Source organism: Gilvimarinus sp. DA14, assembly GCF_024204685.1.
Classification (GTDB): Bacteria; Pseudomonadota; Gammaproteobacteria; order Pseudomonadales; family Cellvibrionaceae; genus Gilvimarinus.
Genome location: NZ_CP100350.1, coordinates 2,392,285 through 2,412,558, shown reverse-complemented (window position 1 = coordinate 2,412,558; position 20,274 = coordinate 2,392,285). Strand labels below are relative to the sequence as shown.

General features: G+C 53.1%; 22 protein-coding genes. 8 read left to right on the top strand and 14 right to left on the bottom strand.

The features are described 5' to 3' along the window. Nucleotides 1-81: 81 nt before the first annotated feature. The gene (locus NHM04_RS10575) at nucleotides 82-534 is read left to right on the top strand and encodes a hypothetical protein (protein ID WP_254263762.1); all 453 of its coding nucleotides are present in this window, start codon (nucleotides 82-84) and stop codon (nucleotides 532-534) included. Nucleotides 535-733: 199 nt separating this feature from the next. Here the strand turns inward: NHM04_RS10575 and NHM04_RS10570 are convergent, their stop codons facing one another. Next, nucleotides 734-1,987 carry an MFS transporter gene (locus NHM04_RS10570; RefSeq protein ID WP_254263761.1) on the bottom strand — a complete coding sequence of 418 codons (1,254 nt, stop codon included), beginning with the start codon at nucleotides 1,985-1,987 and terminating at the stop codon, nucleotides 734-736. A 295-nt stretch (nucleotides 1,988-2,282) separates the two neighbouring features. After that, complete coding sequence (locus NHM04_RS10565; protein ID WP_254263760.1) at nucleotides 2,283-2,807, bottom strand: lipocalin family protein; 525 nt, start codon at nucleotides 2,805-2,807, stop codon at nucleotides 2,283-2,285. A gap of 179 nt (nucleotides 2,808-2,986) precedes the next feature. Here NHM04_RS10565 and NHM04_RS10560 point away from each other — a divergent pair, with 179 nt between their 5' ends. The 4 genes from NHM04_RS10560 to NHM04_RS10545 all read left to right on the top strand — a co-directional run bounded on the left by NHM04_RS10560 (nucleotide 2,987) and on the right by NHM04_RS10545 (nucleotide 6,686). Then, nucleotides 2,987-3,352, top strand: coding sequence for a zinc ribbon domain-containing protein (locus tag NHM04_RS10560; RefSeq protein ID WP_256526346.1), 366 nt, complete (start codon nucleotides 2,987-2,989; stop codon nucleotides 3,350-3,352). A 364-nt stretch (nucleotides 3,353-3,716) separates the two neighbouring features. Beyond that, entirely contained in the window at nucleotides 3,717-4,694 is a 978-nt protein-coding gene (locus NHM04_RS10555; RefSeq protein ID WP_254263758.1) for a DUF1852 domain-containing protein, read from the top strand. Nucleotides 4,695-4,760: 66 nt separating this feature from the next. Then, on the top strand, nucleotides 4,761-5,795 hold the full coding sequence (locus tag NHM04_RS10550) for a methionine synthase (RefSeq protein WP_254263757.1): 1,035 nt from the start codon (nucleotides 4,761-4,763) through the stop codon (nucleotides 5,793-5,795). Between the two features lie 102 nt (nucleotides 5,796-5,897). Then, on the top strand, nucleotides 5,898-6,686 hold the full coding sequence (locus tag NHM04_RS10545; RefSeq protein WP_254263756.1) for a sulfite exporter TauE/SafE family protein: 789 nt from the start codon (nucleotides 5,898-5,900) through the stop codon (nucleotides 6,684-6,686). A gap of 61 nt (nucleotides 6,687-6,747) precedes the next feature. Here the strand turns inward: NHM04_RS10545 and NHM04_RS10540 are convergent, their stop codons facing one another. Next, nucleotides 6,748-7,047 carry a DUF2007 domain-containing protein gene (locus tag NHM04_RS10540; protein WP_254263755.1) on the bottom strand — a complete coding sequence of 100 codons (300 nt, stop codon included), beginning with the start codon at nucleotides 7,045-7,047 and terminating at the stop codon, nucleotides 6,748-6,750. 130 nt (nucleotides 7,048-7,177) lie between these two features. On the opposite strand from NHM04_RS10540, the gene NHM04_RS10535 reads away from it, so the two are divergent. Then, nucleotides 7,178-8,593, top strand: coding sequence for a mechanosensitive ion channel family protein (locus NHM04_RS10535; RefSeq protein ID WP_254263754.1), 1,416 nt, complete (start codon nucleotides 7,178-7,180; stop codon nucleotides 8,591-8,593). A 263-nt stretch (nucleotides 8,594-8,856) separates the two neighbouring features. After that, complete coding sequence (locus NHM04_RS10530) at nucleotides 8,857-9,732, top strand: prohibitin family protein (RefSeq protein ID WP_254263753.1); 876 nt, start codon at nucleotides 8,857-8,859, stop codon at nucleotides 9,730-9,732. Nucleotides 9,733-9,775: 43 nt separating this feature from the next. On the opposite strand, the gene NHM04_RS10525 is transcribed toward NHM04_RS10530, so the two are convergent. Further along, nucleotides 9,776-10,366, bottom strand: a complete 591-nt coding sequence (locus tag NHM04_RS10525) for a TetR/AcrR family transcriptional regulator (protein WP_254263752.1) — start codon at nucleotides 10,364-10,366, stop codon at nucleotides 9,776-9,778. A gap of 123 nt (nucleotides 10,367-10,489) precedes the next feature. Between NHM04_RS10525 and NHM04_RS10520 the strand changes: the two genes are divergently transcribed. Then, the gene (locus NHM04_RS10520; protein WP_254263751.1) at nucleotides 10,490-11,581 is read left to right on the top strand and encodes an MBL fold metallo-hydrolase; all 1,092 of its coding nucleotides are present in this window, start codon (nucleotides 10,490-10,492) and stop codon (nucleotides 11,579-11,581) included. 64 nt (nucleotides 11,582-11,645) lie between these two features. On the opposite strand, the gene NHM04_RS10515 is transcribed toward NHM04_RS10520, so the two are convergent. The 10 genes from NHM04_RS10515 to NHM04_RS10470 all read right to left on the bottom strand — a co-directional run bounded on the left by NHM04_RS10515 (nucleotide 11,646) and on the right by NHM04_RS10470 (nucleotide 20,274). Further along, complete coding sequence (locus NHM04_RS10515) at nucleotides 11,646-13,199, bottom strand: YfaP family protein (RefSeq protein ID WP_254263750.1); 1,554 nt, start codon at nucleotides 13,197-13,199, stop codon at nucleotides 11,646-11,648. 324 nt (nucleotides 13,200-13,523) lie between these two features. Next, a complete protein-coding gene (locus NHM04_RS10510) occupies nucleotides 13,524-13,874 on the bottom strand; it encodes a hypothetical protein (protein ID WP_254263749.1) in 351 nt (116 codons plus the stop codon). Nucleotides 13,875-13,956: 82 nt separating this feature from the next. Beyond that, on the bottom strand, nucleotides 13,957-14,706 hold the full coding sequence (locus tag NHM04_RS10505) for a type II secretion system protein N (protein WP_254263748.1): 750 nt from the start codon (nucleotides 14,704-14,706) through the stop codon (nucleotides 13,957-13,959). Nucleotides 14,707-14,718: 12 nt separating this feature from the next. Continuing rightward, on the bottom strand, nucleotides 14,719-15,864 hold the full coding sequence (locus tag NHM04_RS10500) for a sialidase family protein (protein WP_254263747.1): 1,146 nt from the start codon (nucleotides 15,862-15,864) through the stop codon (nucleotides 14,719-14,721). After that, entirely contained in the window at nucleotides 15,864-16,349 is a 486-nt protein-coding gene (gene gspM / locus NHM04_RS10495; RefSeq protein WP_254263746.1) for a type II secretion system protein GspM, read from the bottom strand. The genes NHM04_RS10500 and gspM overlap by 1 nt, the downstream gene beginning before the upstream one ends. Next, on the bottom strand, nucleotides 16,346-17,590 hold the full coding sequence (gspL, locus tag NHM04_RS10490; protein ID WP_254263745.1) for a type II secretion system protein GspL: 1,245 nt from the start codon (nucleotides 17,588-17,590) through the stop codon (nucleotides 16,346-16,348). The genes gspM and gspL overlap by 4 nt, the downstream gene beginning before the upstream one ends. Further along, a complete protein-coding gene (gene gspK, locus NHM04_RS10485; protein WP_254263744.1) occupies nucleotides 17,583-18,668 on the bottom strand; it encodes a type II secretion system minor pseudopilin GspK in 1,086 nt (361 codons plus the stop codon). The genes gspL and gspK overlap by 8 nt, the downstream gene beginning before the upstream one ends. Next, nucleotides 18,652-19,356 carry a type II secretion system minor pseudopilin GspJ gene (gene gspJ, locus NHM04_RS10480; protein WP_254263743.1) on the bottom strand — a complete coding sequence of 235 codons (705 nt, stop codon included), beginning with the start codon at nucleotides 19,354-19,356 and terminating at the stop codon, nucleotides 18,652-18,654. The genes gspK and gspJ overlap by 17 nt, the downstream gene beginning before the upstream one ends. After that, nucleotides 19,349-19,723, bottom strand: coding sequence for a type II secretion system minor pseudopilin GspI (gspI, locus tag NHM04_RS10475; RefSeq protein ID WP_254263742.1), 375 nt, complete (start codon nucleotides 19,721-19,723; stop codon nucleotides 19,349-19,351). The genes gspJ and gspI overlap by 8 nt, the downstream gene beginning before the upstream one ends. Beyond that, entirely contained in the window at nucleotides 19,720-20,274 is a 555-nt protein-coding gene (locus NHM04_RS10470) for a prepilin-type N-terminal cleavage/methylation domain-containing protein (protein ID WP_254263741.1), read from the bottom strand. Before NHM04_RS10470 ends, gspI begins: the two co-directional genes overlap by 4 nt.

The following is a 20,274-nucleotide window of genomic DNA, read 5'->3' as shown; positions in this document are numbered from 1 at the left end:
AGTCAATTAACTAAGCTCCTTCGGGGCCGGACGCGAAAAAGCCGCGCCGATTATTGAGGCGTTGTATCTAGAGGGTAGTTGATGGAATTAATCGCTTCGATATCGCAAATACTTATAGCTACGTCAGTAGCTTTTGTAGCTTGGAAACAATATCAACTTTCGGGTAGGCAAGCGTATCTTGATCGAGAACGCCTTAAGCATGAACTATTTGGCAGGCGATACGACTTCATCAACGATACGAGTTTTTTTGTTTACAGAAACTGGGATTTTGATGTGTTGTCTAGCTTTGATGCACATATTGCAAAAGCGAAGTTATTGTTTCCTAAATCAGCAGTAGGTCATTTAACTCAAATGCGATATGCTGCTGAAAAGCACGTTCAAAGAATGGTTAAACCAGCTTCCAATAATAATGAAACCCCGGAAGAGCGTATCGAACGAATTGAAGAAAGCTTAGTACAAGCGCTCAATAGTGATTACAAGATTTTTATATCAAGTATTGAGTACCTAATAACAATCGAAGACTACAATGCATAGCGAACGAGCTTCCGGGGTCAGGCCTTACAATTGACATAAAACCGTCAAACGTAAGGCCTGACCCCGAGTCTCCCTTGACTTAACCTATTTAGATTCAATCAACCATAAGAAAGGCTGGATTCGGCCAACACAATTTATCCCAAAGTGAAGGAAGTCGGGAACTCATTCTCTGCGTGCAGATTTTCCGCAGCTAAAGGTGCTATTTCACTTCTTCATCATTTGGAACCTGAGATGACTCCTCTTGGGCTGCCGTCATTTCCAATATCTCGGGAGAAGTCTGGACCATTGGTTCGAAGTGAGCCGGATCACCGGCGGGTATGGTCGACAGTTTTCGCACTTGGAAGACGGCATAGCTACCAAGCACCAAGAATACGATGGCAATATAAATAGGCAGGGCATTGGGGCCTGTCAGGTTCATTAAGTTGCCCGCTACAATGGGCGCGAATACAGACCCTGCGCCGTGTAAGACGAGCATATCGGTTGATCCAGATACCACGTCCTCGGGCTCTAACAGGTCAATGATTAGGGCAACGGCAAGCGGGTAGACTGAGAATGACATTCCGCCCCAAAGAAAAAATAAAGCCAGCAGTAACTTATCGCTGGTAGTTACTGTCATCGCCAGCGCCGCAATAGCCGCAACCGCACAGACCACGGTTAATACTCTGCGCCGATCGTGTTTGTCTGAATATCGCCCTATGGGCATTTGCAATAATGCACCACCAATGATGGTTATGCTCATTAACCAACCCACTTGAGACAAGTCAAAGTCTCGGCTTGCGGCGAATAGTGGCGCCATGCTCCAAAACGCTCCCATGGCTAAACCCGACAGTACCGCAGCCGCGACGGCCAGGGGCGACAAGCGGAAGACTTTTTTGAGTGTGCTTTTGGGGCGGGAAGGTACCTGGGGTTGGCTGCGGGAGGTGATCGTGATGGGCAAAACCGCCAGGCAAATAAAAATGGCCGTTAGAGAAAACAGCAAGTGCGGGCCGTCAGCTTGAATACCCAGTAGCTGCTGAGCCAGCGCGATGGCACTTAAGTTTACCACCATATAAGAAGCAAACACTTTGCCGCGCTCTTCTTTAGAGGCGCGCGCATTAAGCCAGCTTTCGGTGACGGTCACGAGGGTGACAAACGACACCCCGTAGATAACTCTTAGCAAAAACCAGAAGTACGGGTTGTGCCACAAGCTGTGCATTAACGCGATAGAGGAAGACAGCGCGGCGCAAAACGCAAAAGCCCGGATATGCCCAATCTGAGCGATCAGCCGGCCACTGACAAATGTGCCGCCCATAAAGCCAACAAAGTAGCCCGACATGATAAACCCGACGGTTGCCGTCGAGAATCCGGCCTGGCTGCCCGACACTGTTAACAGAGTGTTCAGTAGTCCGCCGCCTAACAGTAATAGCGCGACGCTACCCAGTATTGCACTTATAGGGTGCACAATGGTCCACATAGTGGTCTCCTGTTTATCAACAAAGCGCGCAAAACGCCGCGCTACGACATGTCTGGGAGATTAGAGGGGGTGAGCTAAAGGCGGCTGAGCCAATCGCTTAAAAAGCTGCAAACCATGCGCCAACCGTCGATGAGCGGTTTGGCGAGTCAATACAGGAATGCCAGGGACGGTTTACTTGAATATATTTGTTGAAGTCCGCGAGTCACTGGGGCAGGGCCTACAATTTATATTAGTGTAACGAAAGTAAGTACCTACCCCAGTAAGCTGTTTGAACAACTCAGTTTAAGCAATAGCGTTAAGGCCTTTCGCTTTGGTCAACGTAAATCAGTTGGTCGATGTGAAAACCCAGCGTTTGGGCCTGGTTCTCAAACTTTTGTGTTAAGGCGTCCGGTACTGTTGGTTGGCGGGATAGCAGCCAAAGGTAATCAGTATTGGGGCCTGCGACGAATGCGTGCTGGTAGTCTTGGTCCAGTTCAAACACGATGTAGGAGCCGTAGAAAGGTCCAAAGAAGGAGACTTTTAAAAAGCCGACATCCGGCGAATCGACGAATTTGGCGGTTCCTTCTGCTTCACTCCATTCAGATTTTTGTGCGTCATAGCCTCGGTTGATCACGGTAACATTTCCGTCCTCGTCCAAGCTGTAGTGGGCGGTTACGTGGGTTAGGTCTTCTTCAAAGCTGTGATCTAGCCGGGCGATTTCATACCACTTACCTAAATATCGGTTTAGCTCGAATGACTCTACGGGTGTTACTCCTTCAGGTTGGCTTACGCAAGAAGTTAATAAAAAGACGGTTAGAAGGGTTATTAGGAAATAACGCATAAAAAAGCTCCATCCAGTAGCACAAAGGATTCAGTACGACGAAATGGTATTACGGGATCAGCGATGCTGATTCGTATCAGGCCTTACATTTGCCATAGCTTTGAAATAACCTAGCGCTTGGATAATAAGAAATCGGGATCAGGCTAGCGATCTATCTGCATAGCGGCAGGGATAGCAATATGAGAACTCTAAACGACATATATCAGTGTATCCAATGCAAAGCGGTAGTGGCTCATGGAAATAGGCACTGCCGAGGGTGCGGAGTGCGGTTTACGGCTGCCGATATCGATCATATGAAAGACAATATTCAGTCTGTGGTGGGGGCCTTGCCATGGAACTTGCGCGATGTGTACCGCTGCGTCCATTGCCAAGAACACGTTGCCATCAAGGATGCGTACTGCAGAGGCTGCGGGGATGAGATTTGCGATAACGAACGACAACTGATGAAGTTGAGAATGGATGAAATAGCCAAAGAAAATACCCCCGCGCTGATTGGTCTTCTTACTTTTGTGCTACTGGTAATCTTGGCATTGGTTGCAATGTGAGAACTCGCACGCCCGGCGATACGGGCATATAAACGTCAAAAGATCCATGAATTTTAAGCGTTTTGCACTTTTCCCCAACAGCACTGACACCCCAGACCATTACAGCTCCATCCAGAAGGTTCTCCGGCTCACCCAGACCGCCTATCAACCCTTATAAATGCCTTAAATCGAGCATTTTGGTTATAAATATGAATTTTATACATGTATAAATGAATTAATACCATTTTCGTTCATGCTTTCCCTCGCGTATAAATCACACCTGTTTTCGGCTTAAGGCAAGTTGACGCTGACTAGGATGCTTATTCGCCTTGTAAGCCAGAAAGTTACATTGGGTTGAGCCTCAGATTAAGGACGGTGGATTACCATGAACAGCGAGTTTACGTTTTCGATTAAACGCATTGATTTCGATGAGAATTATCACCCAGCGGACAGTACGCGTATTACCACGAACTTTGCCAATTTGGCGCGCGGGGAAAGTCGGCAGGAGAATCTGCGCAACGCGCTGCGAATGATCGATAACCGATTCAACGCCTTGGCCAATTGGGACAACCCTAGGGGTGATCGCTACTCGCTTGAGCTGGAGATTATTTCCGTCGATCTGCATATTGAAGGCAGCGATGAAGCCTTTCCAGCGATTGAGGTGTTAAAAACGCAGATTGTTGATCATGAAACCAACAGGCGTATTGAAGGCGTGGTGGGGAATAATTTTTCCTCTTACGTGCGCGACTATGATTTTAGTGTGGTGCTGCGCGAGCACAATAAAAATCAAGCGAAGTTTAGCGTTCCGGCAGACTTTGGCGACTTGCATGGCAAAATTTTTAAAAGCTTTATCAGCTCTGCGGCCTACAAGCAGAATTTTAGTAAGCCGCCTGTAATTTGCTTGAGCGTGTCGGATAACAAAACTTATACACGAACTGAAAATCAGCATCCGGTATTGGGGGTTGAGTATCAGCCCAATGTGCCTTCGTTAACCGAGCAGTACTTTAAAAAAATGGGGCTGCAGGTGCGCTATTTTATGCCGCCCAACAGTGCGGCGCCTTTGGCATTTTACTTTTTTGGCGATTTGCTTAGCGATTACACAAACCTTGAGCTTATCAGCACCATCAGCACCATGGAGACTTTCCAGAAAATTTATCGCCCGGAAATTTACAACGCTAACAGCGAGGCAGGTGCATTTTACCAGCCGAGCTTGCAGCATCGTGACTACTCCTTAACTCGGATTGAGTACGACCGCGAAGAGCGCAGCAAGCTGGGCGTTGAACAGGGAAAATACGCCGAAGAACATTTTATAAGGCCGTATCAAGGCGTTTTGGAACACTGGGCAGCTAACTGCGCGGTTTGATCTATTAGGCTGTTGAAAAACTACTTAGGGTTCTCAGCAGCCATCTATTCAAGTACTGAGATAGCAATGAAAAAACTATTACCCACCTCAACGGCGGGCAGCTTGCCCAAGCCCGGCTGGATTGCCGAACCTGAAAAACTGTGGTCCCCCTGGAAACTGCAGGGCGACGAACTGATTGAAGGCATACAAGACGCTTTACGTGTGGCCCTACAAGAACAGCAACAGGCCGGTATTGATATCGTTAGTGATGGCGAGCAGACCCGTCAGCACTTTGTCACGACCTTTATTGAGCACTTAAGCGGTGTGGATTTTGAACAGCGCAAAACGGTAAAAATTCGCGATCGCTACGAGGCAAGCGTGCCCGTGGTGGTGGGTGCTGTGGCCAGACAAAAACCTGTATTTGTGGACGATGCGAAGTTCTTGCGCCAGCAAACTCAGCAGCCGATTAAATGGGCCCTGCCCGGTCCCATGACCATGATTGATACCCTGTACGACGACCACTACAAGAGCCGTGAAAAGCTGGCCTGGGAGTTCGCCAAAATTCTTAACCAAGAAGCCAAAGAGCTGGAAGCGGCGGGTGTCGATATTATTCAATTTGACGAACCCGCGTTTAACGTATTTTTTGATGAGGTCAACGACTGGGGGATCGCTGCATTGGAAAAAGCGGTTGAAGGGCTTCAGTGTGAGACGGCGATGCATATTTGCTACGGCTATGGCATTAAGGCGAACACCGATTGGAAGAAAACTCTGGGTTCTGAGTGGCGCCAGTACGAAGAGGTGTTTCCCAAACTGCAAAGCTCCAGTATCGATATCGTCTCGCTGGAGTGTCAAAACTCCCGCGTGCCAATGGATTTGCTGGAGCTGATTCGCGGTAAAAAAGTGATGGTGGGGGCCATTGATGTGGCAAGCCACAACATCGAAACGCCCGAGGAGGTTGCTGATACCCTGCGCCAAGCCCTAAGGTTTGTGGACGCGGACAAGCTTTACCCATGCACCAACTGTGGTATGGCGCCATTGCCGCGACAAGTTGCCAGAGGCAAGCTTAGCGCCCTAAGCGCGGGCGCGGAAATTGTGCGTAAAGAGCTTGCGGGTCACAGTTGATTCACAGGTTCTAAAAATCTCTTGTAGCAGAAACCTCAGCTTGAATGCGCTGGGGTTTTCTTGCTTTGGTGAATAATAAAGTTAGAGCGATTAAGGGTATTCATGTTCGTTATTCTTTTGTATTTATTGGTTGGCGCCTTTGCCGGGCTGCTAGCGGGTTTGTTTGGCATCGGCGGCGGTATGGTGATTGTGCCGGTACTTATTTTCAGCTTTATTGGTGCCGGTCTCTCCCCCGACGTACTGACTCATATGGCGGTGGCGACGTCGCTGGCGAGTATTGTTTTCACCTCCATCAGTTCTGTCTGGGCACATCACCGTAAACAGGCGGTTATTTGGCGAATTGTTAAGCTGATGACGTTGGGGTTAATCATTGGTACCGCGATTGGGGTGTTTTTTATCTCCTCGGTGCCTGGCCCCGTACTGCAAAAACTGATTGGCCTATTCGCTTTGCTGTTATCGTTGAAAATGCTGCTTAACTGGCAGCCACCCGGTGAAGGCAAAGAGCCGGGCGCTGGAGGGTTAAGCATAGCAGGTGGTGTGATTGGGTTTGGTTCGTCGTGGTTTGGCATTGGTGGCGGCACCTTTACTGTGCCTTATTTATCCTGGCTGCGCATTAATATGCGAAACGCCGTGGCAACGTCTGCAGCCTGTGGTTTGCCTATTGCGGTGGCGGCTACCTTCGCCAATATCGTTGCCGGGTGGAACCATCCGGACTTACCCCAGTGGAGTACCGGCTATGTTTACTGGCCTGCGGTGTTGGGTATCGCCATTGCCAGTGTGCCTTGTGCGCGCATAGGCGCAAAGCTGGCTCACTCGCTGGACGCCAAGTTGCTGAAAAAATTATTTGCGGTACTGCTGTTTGTGGTCGGTATTCGTTTTTTACTGGCTTAAATAAGGTGCGCTTAGCTAAGTATTTACAGGCTACCGCCACTTGCTGGCGGCCACTTTGAGCTTATCGCTCAGATTGACAGTGCCAGCAAACCTCAAAGCTGGCGTCGTTCTCTTCGCCGCATTGCGGGCAGTACCAGGCCTGGCCCGCTGGGCGGTTTAGTAAATCGTCGATAATCGCTTTGGCTTTAGCGTAGTCGGCCTCGTCTGCCCACAGCTCTGGCCAGGTCTGAATGGGAGAAAGATCGCCCATGGCGCCTGCGGCGTACTCGTTTTTTAGCCTGCTATCAATGCCGTTCTCCCGCAGCAGGTTGCGGGCATTCTCGACCAGAATTTTATTTTCGTGGGTGTAGACCAGCTGCATAAGATTATCGTGTGTATTGTTTCCCGTGATTGTTTAATCCAATGTATCACAGATACAAAGGCCCTGGAGATGGCCGGTGCAAGAGGAATACGTTAGGCTAAGGGGTAGAATCACGGATAGGGATAATACAATGCGATATGACCTGAGTGTTCATATTATTATCGGCGCGCTGGTTGCGCTGTTGCTGAGCGCCTCAGCCGCGTTTGCCGATCCAGAATCGACCAACGAGGCCGATATAGATGCCGGTAGTATTCACAATACCGGCCAGGTGATTGAGGCGAATGCCAGTGCAACGGATAGCCAGATACAGGCTCGCTTACAAGCAATTTTAACCAGCTCGGAGCAGTTTACCCAGCTGGAGGTTCGGGTGGATAACGGCCTGGTCTTTTTAAAAGGCTACACGGACAAGCGCGCTTTTGTTCAGTGGGCCGGTGACATTGCCAATAATACCCAGGGTGTTGTGGCGGTGGTGAATAACCTGGAGCAGAGCCCGGGCAACTACTTTAGCGTCTCAGTGTTCAAGTCCGAACTGCTTAAAGCCTGGTATAAATTTCTCCACGCCCTACCCTTGCTGCTGGCCGCTGCGTTGACCTTTGTGGTGTTCTTTTTTATCTCTCGGCCTGTATCGGCATTTTTAGTGGGCCCGGTTCGCTACGTAACCGACAGTGCGCTTATTAAAGTTGTGTTGCAGCGTATCGTCGCCGTGCTAGTTGTTCTGCTGGGGCTGTACTTCTTTTTGCGCATTGCGGGCTTAACTCAGTTCGCCGTTGCGGTAATGAGCGGTACCGGCCTTTTGGGCCTGGTGGTGGGCTTTGCCTTTCGCGATATTGCCGAAAATTTTATTGCCAGCTTGTTAATTAGTATGCAGCGGCCATTTCGTTTGGGTGATGTGATTGAGGTCAGTGGCTTTCGCGGTGTGGTGCAAAAAGTCACCACGCGGGGCACAACGCTGGTGGACTTTGACGGCAATCATATACAGGTGCCCAATGCCACCATTTATAAAAGCGTGATACAGAATTTTTCTGCCAACCCCAATGTGCGCGGTAATTTTTTAATTGGTGTGGGCTACGACTCAAAGGTGCGTTTTGCCCAGGAAACCGCCATGGCGGTTATGCTGGAGCACCCAGCGGTGTTGGCAGACCCCGAGCCTCAAGTGTTAATCGAAGACCTGGGCTCTTCCACCATTAACTTACGGGTGTATTTCTGGGTAGATGCCACCCAATACAGTGTGATTAAAGTCGCCTCGGCGCTTATGCGTCAGGTAGTGCGCGCCTTTGAAGCGGCGGATGTATCCATGCCGGACGATGCCCGCGAGATTATCTTTCCCCAGGGTGTACCCTGGGAGCCGCAGGACGAGCCTAATGCCACAGAACCTGAATTGCCGGCGCCTGCTGTTACCGAGCGGCAAGATCATAAACCCGAACAGACCGCGACCCACCCAGAGGCTACCGAGCGTTTGCTGGACGATCTGGCCAGCGACACCGAAAATATCCAGAAGCAGGCCCAAAACTCACGCGAGCCCGAAGAGGGTAAAAATATTATTTGAATAGCGGTATAATTCTGATACAAAAATAATTATTGGTTTAAAAGGAAAATAAATGAAATGGACACTCATCCTATCCGTAACCTTAGCAGTTTCTTTGGGTCAGTCACTGGTTTCCTGGTATTTTGGCAAATTTAGTTGGTCATTGGTTTTGATCTGTGGCATTACAGCCTTTGCTGCCGCAGTTTCAGTTAATGCGATTACGCGAATTAAATCTCGTTGAAAACTTCAGGAATTACTCTAAAACAAAAAGGAATCTACCTCTTATGTTTCAAAAACAATTAAATGTTAAATGGATAGCCATTGGTGTCGTGGCTTTTATCGCTCTGATGGTTGCTTTAAGCGCGGTATATACCGTTGAAGAGGGGCACGTGGGCATTGTTAAACGCTTTGGCGAGGCGAAATATCAAGAAAACCCCGGCCTGCATTTTAAAGTGCCGTTTATGGATTCGGTGGAGTCTATCGAGGTGCGCACGCGTAAAAACGGTGAGAAAATGGCCAGCAGTACCGCCGAGCAAATGCCGGTGACTGTTGAGGTATCGGTTAACTGGACCGTGAATAAAGAAGCCGCCTTGGACTTATACCGTCGCTATGGTGGTCTGATGCAATTTGAGCAGCGCATTCTCGACCCGCGCTTTCGCTCTGCGACCAAAGATACCATTCCCAAATTTGAAGCCGAGCAGTTAATTCAAGACCGTGCCCTGGCCATTACGGGGATCGAGCAGCGCTTGATTGAGGAAATGGCGGAGTTTCCGGTTATTGTCGATAACATTCAAATTGAGAATATAGTCCTGCCGCGTAAATACATTCAGTCCATTGAAACCAAACAAACCGAGAAAAACCTGGCGGCCGCTGAAGAGCATAAGCTGGAGCGCCAGCGTTTAGAGGCGTTGCGCGAAGTGAACACCGCCGATGCCAAAGCCCAGGGCATTATTAAAGTGGCCGAGGCCGAAGCGCAATCCATCACGTTAAAAGGTGAAGCGGAAGCAAAAGCGATTGAGGCCAAAGCCAAGGCGCTGCGCGATAACCCGTTGATTGTAAAACTCACCGAGGCCCAGGCGTGGGATGGCAAGCTGCCCAGCACCATGATGGGCGATGGCGCCATGCCCATTATGGATATGCGTGAGGCCGCTTCGCGCTAAAAAAACGCCCATCTTATGGGTGGGCGTATTTTGATCTCAAAGGCTAGGCGCCGTAGCGCGCCATAAACATTTTTACGGTTTCGTTGATAATCGTCTGCGTATCGTTATTCAGCTCTTGCACACCATAAAGGCGCGGGTAAAAAATCAGCGATTTGAGCTGATACACAAACTGCCGCGCCGCCAGCGGGATGTCTTCAATCTTCAGCACGCCATCTGCCAGTGCCGCTGTCAGTAATGGCTCCAGATAGCGCAAACAGCCAATAGACGATTTATTGAGTGACTGCGCCAGGGTTTGATCTTGCAGAAGCTGGATAAAAGTAACCCGGGCAAGTTGCAAAAATTCTTCCGAGCTCAGTAGCTCTGCCTCTTGCTGCGCGACTTCGGTAAGCTGTGCAGCAATGCTCCGGGCTGGGTCGTAGCTGAGAATATCGCCCTGCTTAAGCTTGTGGAACATACCCTCTAACATGGCGACAAAAAGGTCTGTTTTGGTGGCAAAGTGGTTGTATACCGTGCGTTTGGAAACCTGAGCCACGGCGGCCACCTGATCCATGCTGGTAGCGTCCAGCCCTTCCTGCGCAAACAGGTTCTCGGCGGCTTCAAGAATTTGCAGGCGTTTCTTCTCGGACAATTTCATAGGCGTGGGAATATTCAAACTTTAGGGCATTTTAGCGGACTGCGGGTTTAATTACACTAATCAGTTTACTTTTTGCGGTGGATGATATTAAACTACACTGGACAGTTTACTTTTGGTGTAACTATGACCCGTTTAACAATGGCTGCGCTGGCTTTGTCCGCGTTAACACTCGGAGGTGTGTATATGGCTCAAGGTTCTTTCGCTGCAGGCGCAGCTGAATATGCACCCGCACCCCGCGAAGGCGGTAAGTTCGTCAATCAAAAGCCCACCGAGCCCTCCTCTTTCTGGCGCACGGTAGAGATTTTTTGGCGTTTTCTCACCGAAAGCCGCACCGACCCGGAGCCTGAAAACGAGCTGCCCATGCAAACACTGGCCCGCGCGCAGTTAGAACAGTTGAGCGATAACCAGCTGCACATCGTCAAGCTCGGTCACTCTTCGCTGTTGTTAAAAGTGATGGGCGAGTACTGGCTGATTGATCCGGTCTTTTCCGAGCGCGCGTCGCCCTTTAGTTTTATGGGCCCGAAGCGATTTCAGCCCACCCCCATTACTATTGAGCAATTGCCACCCATCGCCAAGGTGCTGATTTCCCACAATCATTACGATCATCTGGATAAAAAAGCTGTGGCGGCTCTGGCCGATAAAACCGAGCGATTTTTGGTACCGCTGAATGTGGATACCGAGCTGCGCGACTGGGGCGTTGCGGAAGAAAAAATCCTAGCGTTTGACTGGTGGCAAGAGACTGAAGACAAAAGCGCGCGCGTTACCTTTACCCCCACGCAGCATTTTTCCGGCCGTGGTTTGGGGGATGCCAACGAAGCCTTATGGGGTTCGTGGGTTATTGAAACGGCAGCGGGAAAAATTTATTTCAGCGGCGACTCGGGTTACTTTCCCGGATTTAAAACTATCGGCGAGCGGTTTGGTCCGTTTGACTTAACCATGATAGAAACCGGTGCTTACGACAAAGACTGGGCTGAAATTCATATGACGCCGGAAGAGTCTGTAGCGGCGCATATAGACTTGCGCGGCAGGGTAATGATGCCCATCCACAACGGCACTTTTAACTTGGCCTTTCATACCTGGTACGACCCGCTGCAGCGAGCAACCGCCGAAGCCGAGCGCCGCGGCGTCAGTCTTACCACGCCGTTAGTCGGCGAGATAATGACCCTTGGCGAAGAGCTGCCCGCGCACCAGTGGTGGCAGCGCGAAGCACTGTAAGAAAAAACCGGCCGCTCCGAGAAGAAGCGGCCGGCAAAGAGCGCTTAATACGCAGCGCTTCAAACTAGTCTAAGCAATCGGCGGGAATGCTCTGCCCGTCGTAGGTGAGTAGATCGATACTGCAGTTATAACCACTGCCGCAATCGGTACTGTGATAAGTAAATACATCGGCGAGCCCGGCCATTTCATCGGCCAACAAGTCGCAGGCTTCGGTTGGATAGTTGGTATAACAGATATTGGTAAAGCCGTACTGCTTCACGCCACAGGCGCCCAGCTGTAGATCGCCGCTACCACTGTCAACGTCATCGATAATACCCGAGCCGTCGCCGGAGCCGCCGTTACCATTGCCCTGCCCGTTATCCCGCCCTTGGCCGCCACCGGCGCTGCTGCTCTGGCCATTGCCACCGCTGACGCTGCCCGCCTGGGTAAAGTTAGTAATAACATCCATTTCATCATCGGCGGTGAGGGTGCCGTTAAAAGTGTTTACCGAGCCGTCGTTTTTCAGTGTCACTGTGTATGAAGTAGGCAGATCGCTGGGAGAATATGCTGAGTACATATGTACTTTAATGGTGTATTCCCCACCGGGAATATCTGTATCAAAAAAGATATTCTCTGGACCGAAGCCATCGATGTCATCTACGTCTAAATAGCCATCACCTTCGGCTGAATTAGGATTGCCGTAGTAAATGGTATTGCCACCTGGCTCTTCCAAATGCAGGTCTACATCAGCATTGCTGTCCCAAGACAGAGTGATTTGCAGCTCACCCGAACCTACCTCTACCGCTTTAATTTCAACTTCGGCTGGCTGAGTCCAGCTAGAGGTGTCGATGCTCCAAAAGTCTGTGGGAATGGACAGGCCGTCGCGAAAGGCGTCGTAGTCCATGCTTTGCACTGGCGGTTGCGGTTGCACATAGGCTTGTACCCGCGCCGGAGCGGAGTAGCTCGGTGCGTCAAAACGGATTACAGGGCGGCCGAAGCAGCTGAGTTGGATGCGATCGTCACCGCTGAGATCATTGGCGACCGGCCCCGAGGCGCCGGTTTTCAGGGCGAGAAGCTGGTTGTCCACTTTACCCGGCAAGTCTGACGCTGCCAGGCTGCGCGACTGTTGATACATGGGTAGGCCATCGGACCCCACGGGAATTACGAATGTTTCCTCTACGCCTTCCAGCTGAACCATATAGGCGTGTACATAGTAGCCGTCTTCAAGCACGGGCTTGACCAACAATTGGCTGCCACCGCCGGCGGTAATGGCCACCTCGCGGCTGACCTCCAGGCTGCCACCACTGGCATTGCCGGGAGCGGGAATAGCGCGATTCATTTTAATGGCGCCGTCAAACTCGAGTCCTTTAGACAGAGCGTCGGGGCTGTTGACGGTAAAGGGTTGTTCGCTGGCCTCGCTCGAGCTGCTTTGTGTTACCTGACTGCTGCTTGAGGCTTCGCTGGATGAGCTGAGCGAAGATTCCACTGAGCTGCTCGACTGGACGCCACCGCCACCCCCGCTATCACCACCGGAGCCACCACCGCCGCCGCAGGCCGTAAGCAAAATGCTTGATACCACTGCCACCGAATAAAGCGCTGAATGTTTGCGCCATTTTTTTGTTACAGAATTGATTTCCATGCCCTAACTCCCCCAAATTATTTTCCATAGGTATTAAGTGTCCAGGGCAATGATATTAGGAGGACGGCGCATAAATAACCCTAAAGCTTAGGGGTAGACAAAGCACACGCGGTGATTATAGATAGTCTCTAAGCTGCAGCGAGTTTCTGAGTTTTGCGGAGAAACGGGGGTGATAAAACGTGCAGGCCGTTAGTCGGCTTGCCTTAATTTGTTCACGTAATGGCTTCTACGAACCTTGTTAAAAAATGCCCTTGTGGGTATTGCACGATGCGCTGAACGATTACGAATTGATGCAAGTGGCGATTTGGGATTGATCGGCAATGACTATTTTTCATAGTCCCAGCGACCTTGCTCGCGATAAATTTCTTTACCTTGATGTGTAGTGACCGTTAGCAGCCCACCTTCAGATACTGAGTAATACTTGTCTTCAGCGACAAAGCGATAACCTAAAAAACGGCAGGGGCTAATGCCGTCGGCGCAAGTGGTGTGCTGCGTGCCTCCCTGAATAAACTGGGTGTGTTGTGATTGCTTATCGGTGATGCTTGCCGCAACGTCAGCGCAGGTTACCTCGCCTTCTTCACAGTGTGTTGCAATCGCGATGCGAAACTGCGCCGTTTCCAGTTCGGCTGCACTGGCCAGCAAGGGGAAAAGCAAAAGGACAATGATCGTTCGCATACAATGACTCCGGTAATAGCCCAGTCGCCGCGCCCTGCTTAGCGCTTAAGCGCGGCTTATTGCGTGCGCAGCGCCAGTGCGGTTACAGCGTCATCCGCAAACGGTGGCGGTTGTCGTCTAATGGTTCGGCGACCATCGGCAGCCATTGGTCAGCTTGCACTTCGCGGGCGAATTCGTCGCTGAAACTAAAATTGGCGTCGATAATAATACCGCCCGTCAGCGGCATTACCACATTGCCGGTCAAATCTACCGGTCCCTCCAGCGAGAAAATATCGGCGCGAATATGCCCTTCATCGGTGGCCGATAAGTCGGCGGCGAAAGCACCCAGGTTGAGCCAGTTCTGGCCATTGTGCAGGCGCGCGTTGGTCCAGCTTAGATTGCCCTTTAGGGCTTGCAGGGCCTGGCCCTTGAGTTTCAGGGTGTCGATATGCGCGGATACCTGGCCGTTTAACTTGGTGGGTTCGGGTATGTCCTGAATGAGTGTGGCGGGAATGGCGATATTGGCGTCACTCAGCTTCAAGGTGTTGCCAGTACCGGCACAGGCGCGGCCGTTAATTTGTTGGCGCTCCAGGCTGGCGGCGATATCTGCACAGGGCTGCAGGGTGAGAAGGCTCAGGGGCTTGAGTTGCCAACTGAGCTCGCCCAGCGAGTAGCTGTGCCCGTCAATACGCACCGAGGCCATACCGGCCTTGCCATTCCACAAGCTGCCAGAAATACCCGACAGCCCCAGGCCCGTGCCCTTTGTCATTAGATACGCGCCCCAAGTGGCGGGAATTTGCGTTACCGCGAACACAAGGGTGCAAACAAGACCAAACAGAATCCAGCGAATCATAAACTCTAACCGTTATTTGTATTGCAGTGCGGCGATCGGCACCCGGGTGATATCAATGTCTTCTTTGCCCGTACCGTAAGTGGTGTAGACATAGCCGTTGTGCACTGTCGATTTTGGGTAGCTGTAGCCAATGCGCTTGTAGCGGCCGGGGTATTTCTGCGCCGGCACGTCATCGCCCTCGCCGCGCAGGATGTAGGCGCGATCAAACAGCTGGCCGTCTGCACTGGTAGTAATGACCAGTGGGTAGCGCTCCTTGCTGGCACTGGGGTTATTGATAATAAAGGCGCCGCCGCCCGGTAAATTGCCCGCGCTTTGTTTGGCGCGCGAGTCGGGGATATTGGTAACTGCCGGGGTGCTCCAGGTTTCCCCGCGATCGTCGCTGAGCGAGGCGAGAATGCGGAAACTGGAGTCCTGATCGCGAAAGATCATCACCAGCTCGTCGCCGCGGCTGAACCAGCTGGGTTCGATTTCGCGGCTCACGTCCGAGTCGCTGGGCAAGTTGTTCATCTCACCTGCCTGCCAGCCGGTAAGGCCTGTGGCATCGTCAGTAAACAGCGGTGCCACCTTTAGGCCCGGCTGCAGGTGCGCGGCGGTGAGCAGGCGGCCGTCTTGCAGGGCGCGTACGTCCTGCTCCAGTATGCCTTGCAAGGGCTCGCCTTGGTGGTCGAGCACCGGCTTGGCTGCGCTCCAGTGAATGCCGTCTTTACTGGTGCGGTATTCAACGTGGCCCCCGCGCGGCTCGGTGGCGTGGGGCCAGACATTGATGTAGGCCACCAGAGTGTCGCCGTAGGCCCACCAGCCACCGTTGGTGACCGTGGCATCGGCGCGGGGCTCGGCGAGAATAATGGCATCACTCCAGCGTTTACCGTCTACGCTCATGGCGTAGCGCACCTGGGTCATGGGGGCGTCTTCGTCTTTGGGCGAACTTTGCCACTGCACGTACAGCTTGCCATTGAAAGCAAAGGGTACTGCGCCATGGTTATATTGATGCGTGTGATCCTCTGCCTTAAAAACGGTATAGGTCTCGGTGCCCGGCGCCATTTCCAGCCCCAGGTTTAGGGCCTTGGCATCGAACAGGTCCTCGGCGGCGCGAATAGGTGCCTCTTGGGCCTGACACAGGCCGGTTATTAAGGCGGTTAATAGCAACAGCGAGCGCATCAGTTTTTACTCAGGCGCACGTTGGCCGTGACCTGCCCTGGGGTAGTTGTGGATGCCATGGAGAGATCTCTGACACTGACATCGTGCTTGTATTCCAGATCATACAGCCACTGCATCATGGCGCTGTAGTTGACGTTATCCAGCCTGACACGCACTTCGCCCCGGGTGCCCGGCTGAAAGCCGCTCATGCGCAGGCCGTTGGCCTGCAAGGTGGAGTCAATCAGCTGGCTGATGTTGCCGCTGCTGGCAGCGTTCTGCTGGCGGCTGTCGCTTTCGGCTTTGTTGATCCGCGCGGTAAGCACTTTTACCCGCTCTAATGCGGCGGCGGTAGAGGCATTGGTGACCACCTGTTGCTCGCGTTTTTCTTTCAAGGGTGCCAATACGCCCATCCACAGGATATACAGCACTATCGCCAGGGCGCCGAGCAGCAAGATGGTTTGCTCGCGGCGATTGTATTTACCGAGGGCGTCGAATAACTGGTTCATGGTAGCTCCCGTTTTACTTTCATGCGCGCCGAGTGAGTGTCGCCCTGGGCGCTTGCGGACAATAGCTCCGCCGACAGGCCCGCGCTTTCAATACCGCCGCGCAGCGATTCAATGGCATTAAAAGTGCCCGCCTGCAGGTTCAGGCTTAGCTCGTCACTCTCGGCGGTGTAGTAGACGCCTTTAAGGTTAATGTCGCCCTGGCTCTGCACTTTGGGCAGTACCTCGGCCAACAGTGGCAGCACCTGGCTGCCCTCACCCTGGGGTTGAAGGTCGCGGGCCATAATGCGCAAACGGCGCTCGGGGTCATTGGCCGGGCCATTGGGCACCACGGTGCGAAACACCTGTTCGATGTCTTTGCGAATTTCCAGGTTCTGGTTTTGCAACTGGTTGATGGATATCAGCAAGGTGGCGATGTAGACCACGACAGCGGCGGCCCCGGCAATAGCCACGGTGCGCCAGGCTTTCCACCAGCGCTCGATAGGCAGGCGCTGGGAGAATTCGCCCTGGCACAGGTCAATGCAATCTGTGCCCGGCTCAAAGTCCCACAGTGAGCAAATTCGGGTACTGCCGTTCGCCTCGGCAAGGCTGGCGGGCAGGGTCTGCTCAAGTGCCTCAAGTTGGTTTTCGTCCGGGGCGCTGAGGTTTAAGTGCGGTAGTTTATCCACCCGGTTTTGCGCCTTTAGCAACAGCTCAAGTGCGGCGGACACATTGTTCGCCGCCACGGTGAAGCCCTGGCTGGGGCCATAGTGAACGCTTACCAGGCCATCTTGCCAGTGAATGGCCCAGGCATCGGTGGGCTCGTCTTCGGCTGAGTCCGGCTGGGGCATTTCGGGCATAAGGCCTGCGGGCAGCGCCTGTACCACCTCGACGTTAATCTCCGCCAGCTGGGCAAACACTTCCGCCAGGCGGGCGCGCTCGGTATAAATCACATTTACCAGGCCGTCCTGGGCTTTACCCAAGGCGAAATGGAACTGGTCGATATCGCCGATGACTTCTTCTTCCAGCTGGAAGGGCATGAGCTTGCGCAGGTGGCGTTTTTCTTTCTCCTGATAGCTCAGTGCGCGCGCCACTACCTGGGGCCCGCCCACAATCAGGCGCGCGCGGTGGTTGCCCTGGCCAAGCGTTTGGCCCAGGGCCTGGCTGTCGCCCTGGCCCAGCTCGTCGGGTAACTCTGGCCGCCGTATCAGCCAGGTGATATCGCTGCCGTAATGGCTTATGTAGAGGGTGATCTGCTCACTCATTGTTGTTTGTCGTTCCCGCTAGGCCGGCATTGGCACCGGCGCGTTCCAGATTGAGGATGTAATCGTACACGTCGCGGCGGCTTTCTACCTTAAAATCGCCGTCTGCACGCGATAAAAGGCTTTGCATGCTGCGTCTCTGCTCACCCAGTTGTACCCGAGTGGTGACCAGAAAATAGCTGGTGGTGACGGCGGCATACCCGGTATCCAGCTCGCCGGTGATGGCGCTGCCCCAGCCGGTGTGGTTGGTAAATTCGTCCATGCTGGCGTACTCGCCGTTTTCCGCAACGATTTGCCCGGCTACCTGGCCCGCCAGCGGCTCCAGGTTTTCTCCGTCGTTAAAGGTACGCAGTAAAAACGGGTTGATGGTATTCACGTTTAAGTGGCCGCCCGCTGTGTACACCGTAATATAGGGTTTAATCAGCTGCATCAGCTCGGGGGTAAAACCGCGCACCAGGCGCAGCTCATCGACACTGGTAAACGGTGCGTTAGCGGCGGCGTAGGCCGGGTCAAGAGACTGGTAGTAATCGCTCTCGGCACCGGTAAAGCCGGTGATTTCGTCGTTGTTGTCGGTCCAGTCCACTATGGCCTCAAGTATGCCAACGGCGTCTTCCAGCGATAGTGGGTACTGCTCTTCAAAGCTCTGCAGCAGGCGTAAAAAGTGTTTTTGTGCGGGATTGAATCGTGTGTAAGAGGTAGGGCCCTGCTCCAAGTTGCCCAGTGGATTGCTCAAATCGTTAAGGTTGATTTTGGCGCTGGCGTCTGCAATTTCGGCGAGAATCATCCCGCCTTCAATGGGAAATGGCGGCAGCTCCATGGCCCAGGGTTCCAGGAGGCTGTCTACCTCGGTATTGTCGTCGAGCTCGAGAAAGTAAATGGCCAGGCTCTCGGCGCCGGACAAATAAGCGCGCGCCTGGGCACCGTGCCAGCGCGCCTCGGCGCGGGCCATGCTCAGCTGATAATCCCGCGAGGCTTTAATGGCAAAACCCGCCACCAGTGTGACCACTAAAATGGCGAGAATAAGCACGGTGCCGCTCTGGCGCCTGGGTAAGCTGGGTGAAGGTTTACTGCGCCAGATCATACAGCCTCTCGCTCACTAAACCGTCTTCCAGTTCGATGCGCACCAGCATGGCGAGGGGCAGGCTGGTGTCTACCCCCGCACCGCTGCTGTCGGGCCAGTTTTGCACCCAGTCGCGGGCGTAGTCTTCGCCGTTGAGCACGCCCGCGCCCTGCTGTTGCGCCATTTGCGGCGACAAAAAGCGCACATCGATATCCGTCACCTGCTCCAGCATGGGCTGGCGAATTAGATCTTCGGCGTACAGCCAATCTTCCACGACAAAGTTGCGCTCGGGGCGAAAGTCGCGCCATAAGGTGCCGTCTTCAATGCGGTAAATCACCTGCTGCATATCGCTACGGGGGCGGTTCATGGGGTTGAGCCAGCCGCCGCGAGTAAATTGCAGCACCAGCTTATCGCCGCTGGTATCACCGTACAGACTGGCGCCGCGAAAGGGGCGGCGCACACCGCCAATCACCGAGGCATCGCCGCTGGCATTCACCGGGGTGAGAATGTGCCGCGCGTCCTGCCCCAGTATTTGCCAGGTGCGGTCCAGCTCGTTAATGCGCGCCAATACCTGGGCGCTGGCTTCGGCGCTGCGCGAGGCGGTGCTGAACGACTGATAGCTGAAGGTCATGATCACCGCAGTAATCGCCAGGGCAATCACCACCTCAATCAGGGTAAAACCGGTTTGCGGGCGGGCCACTCTACTCATTGATAAACCCCGAAAGGGTAGCCAGGGTGTTATCTTTGTTGGCATCCAATGCAACGCGTACGTCGAGGCGCAAAAAGCCTTCTACCTCGGTGTCTTCGGATTCCAGCTCCCAGTACCAGCGCACGCCACCGCGCTCGATATTGCCGTTTTCGGTATCGGGAATCGTGTACTGCTCGACCAGCTCTTTGCGCATTTTGATACGGGTGAGCTGGTTTTCGGCAATCCAGTACGCCTGAGTTTTTTCGCGGTTAAAGCCCGCGCCCTGCAGCTGGCTGGTAATCAGCATCATCAGCGCCGGCAACGCCGTGGCGACAATCGCCAGCGCGACCATGACTTCTAGCAAGGTAAAACCGCGTGCGAACTTCACCAGTCGTTCTCCAGCTCGGCCAGTTCTTGCTCGCGGTTTTCCCACACCACATCGCCCATCATATCCACGGTGATGCGCTGCACTTCATCGCTCTCAAAGCGGGTGAACAGCGCCAGCTCCAGGCGCGTCGCTTCGCCACTGGGGTAGTAAATTAACACCGGTTGGGGGGTGGTTTCGCGCTCGTCGTATTCGTAGGGTTCGCCCTCGACGATCATTTCCAGTGACATTTGCGGGTTCAGGCACTGGTCTTCGAGAAAATCGGATACCGGCTGCCAGCTGCTGTTGCGAAAGCGGCGCCACTGGTAGCACCACTGCTCGCCTTCGCGGCTTTGACTAGGACTGACAAACAGACCGATCACCTCGCCGGTTAAGGTGGTCTGCTCGGCGACAAATTCCGCCTGCAGCATAAATTTATCGGCGGCCTGCTCCAGGCGGCTGGTGTCGTCCGGGGCAAAGGCGAGAGTGGCCATGCCCGCGCTCAGGCCGATGATCATTACCACGATCATTATCTCGATGAGGGTGAAGCCCCTCTGGCGCGGGCAAAAGCTCAT

Coding starts and splice junctions, on each gene's coding strand:
- NHM04_RS10575 (WP_254263762.1), top strand. CDS start 82: ATGGAATTAATCGCTTCGATATCGCAAATACTTATAGCTACGTCAGTA.
- NHM04_RS10570 (WP_254263761.1), bottom strand. CDS start 1,987: ATGTGGACCATTGTGCACCCTATAAGTGCAATACTGGGTAGCGTCGCG.
- NHM04_RS10565 (WP_254263760.1), bottom strand. CDS start 2,807: ATGCGTTATTTCCTAATAACCCTTCTAACCGTCTTTTTATTAACTTCT.
- NHM04_RS10560 (WP_256526346.1), top strand. CDS start 2,987: ATGAGAACTCTAAACGACATATATCAGTGTATCCAATGCAAAGCGGTA.
- NHM04_RS10555 (WP_254263758.1), top strand. CDS start 3,717: ATGAACAGCGAGTTTACGTTTTCGATTAAACGCATTGATTTCGATGAG.
- NHM04_RS10550 (WP_254263757.1), top strand. CDS start 4,761: ATGAAAAAACTATTACCCACCTCAACGGCGGGCAGCTTGCCCAAGCCC.
- NHM04_RS10545 (WP_254263756.1), top strand. CDS start 5,898: ATGTTCGTTATTCTTTTGTATTTATTGGTTGGCGCCTTTGCCGGGCTG.
- NHM04_RS10540 (WP_254263755.1), bottom strand. CDS start 7,047: ATGCAGCTGGTCTACACCCACGAAAATAAAATTCTGGTCGAGAATGCC.
- NHM04_RS10535 (WP_254263754.1), top strand. CDS start 7,178: ATGCGATATGACCTGAGTGTTCATATTATTATCGGCGCGCTGGTTGCG.
- NHM04_RS10530 (WP_254263753.1), top strand. CDS start 8,857: ATGTTTCAAAAACAATTAAATGTTAAATGGATAGCCATTGGTGTCGTG.
- NHM04_RS10525 (WP_254263752.1), bottom strand. CDS start 10,366: ATGAAATTGTCCGAGAAGAAACGCCTGCAAATTCTTGAAGCCGCCGAG.
- NHM04_RS10520 (WP_254263751.1), top strand. CDS start 10,490: ATGACCCGTTTAACAATGGCTGCGCTGGCTTTGTCCGCGTTAACACTC.
- NHM04_RS10515 (WP_254263750.1), bottom strand. CDS start 13,199: ATGGAAATCAATTCTGTAACAAAAAAATGGCGCAAACATTCAGCGCTT.
- NHM04_RS10510 (WP_254263749.1), bottom strand. CDS start 13,874: ATGCGAACGATCATTGTCCTTTTGCTTTTCCCCTTGCTGGCCAGTGCA.
- NHM04_RS10505 (WP_254263748.1), bottom strand. CDS start 14,706: ATGATTCGCTGGATTCTGTTTGGTCTTGTTTGCACCCTTGTGTTCGCG.
- NHM04_RS10500 (WP_254263747.1), bottom strand. CDS start 15,864: ATGCGCTCGCTGTTGCTATTAACCGCCTTAATAACCGGCCTGTGTCAG.
- gspM (WP_254263746.1), bottom strand. CDS start 16,349: ATGAACCAGTTATTCGACGCCCTCGGTAAATACAATCGCCGCGAGCAA.
- gspL (WP_254263745.1), bottom strand. CDS start 17,590: ATGAGTGAGCAGATCACCCTCTACATAAGCCATTACGGCAGCGATATC.
- gspK (WP_254263744.1), bottom strand. CDS start 18,668: ATGATCTGGCGCAGTAAACCTTCACCCAGCTTACCCAGGCGCCAGAGC.
- gspJ (WP_254263743.1), bottom strand. CDS start 19,356: ATGAGTAGAGTGGCCCGCCCGCAAACCGGTTTTACCCTGATTGAGGTG.
- NHM04_RS10470 (WP_254263741.1), bottom strand. CDS start 20,274: ATGAGCTTTTGCCCGCGCCAGAGGGGCTTCACCCTCATCGAGATAATG.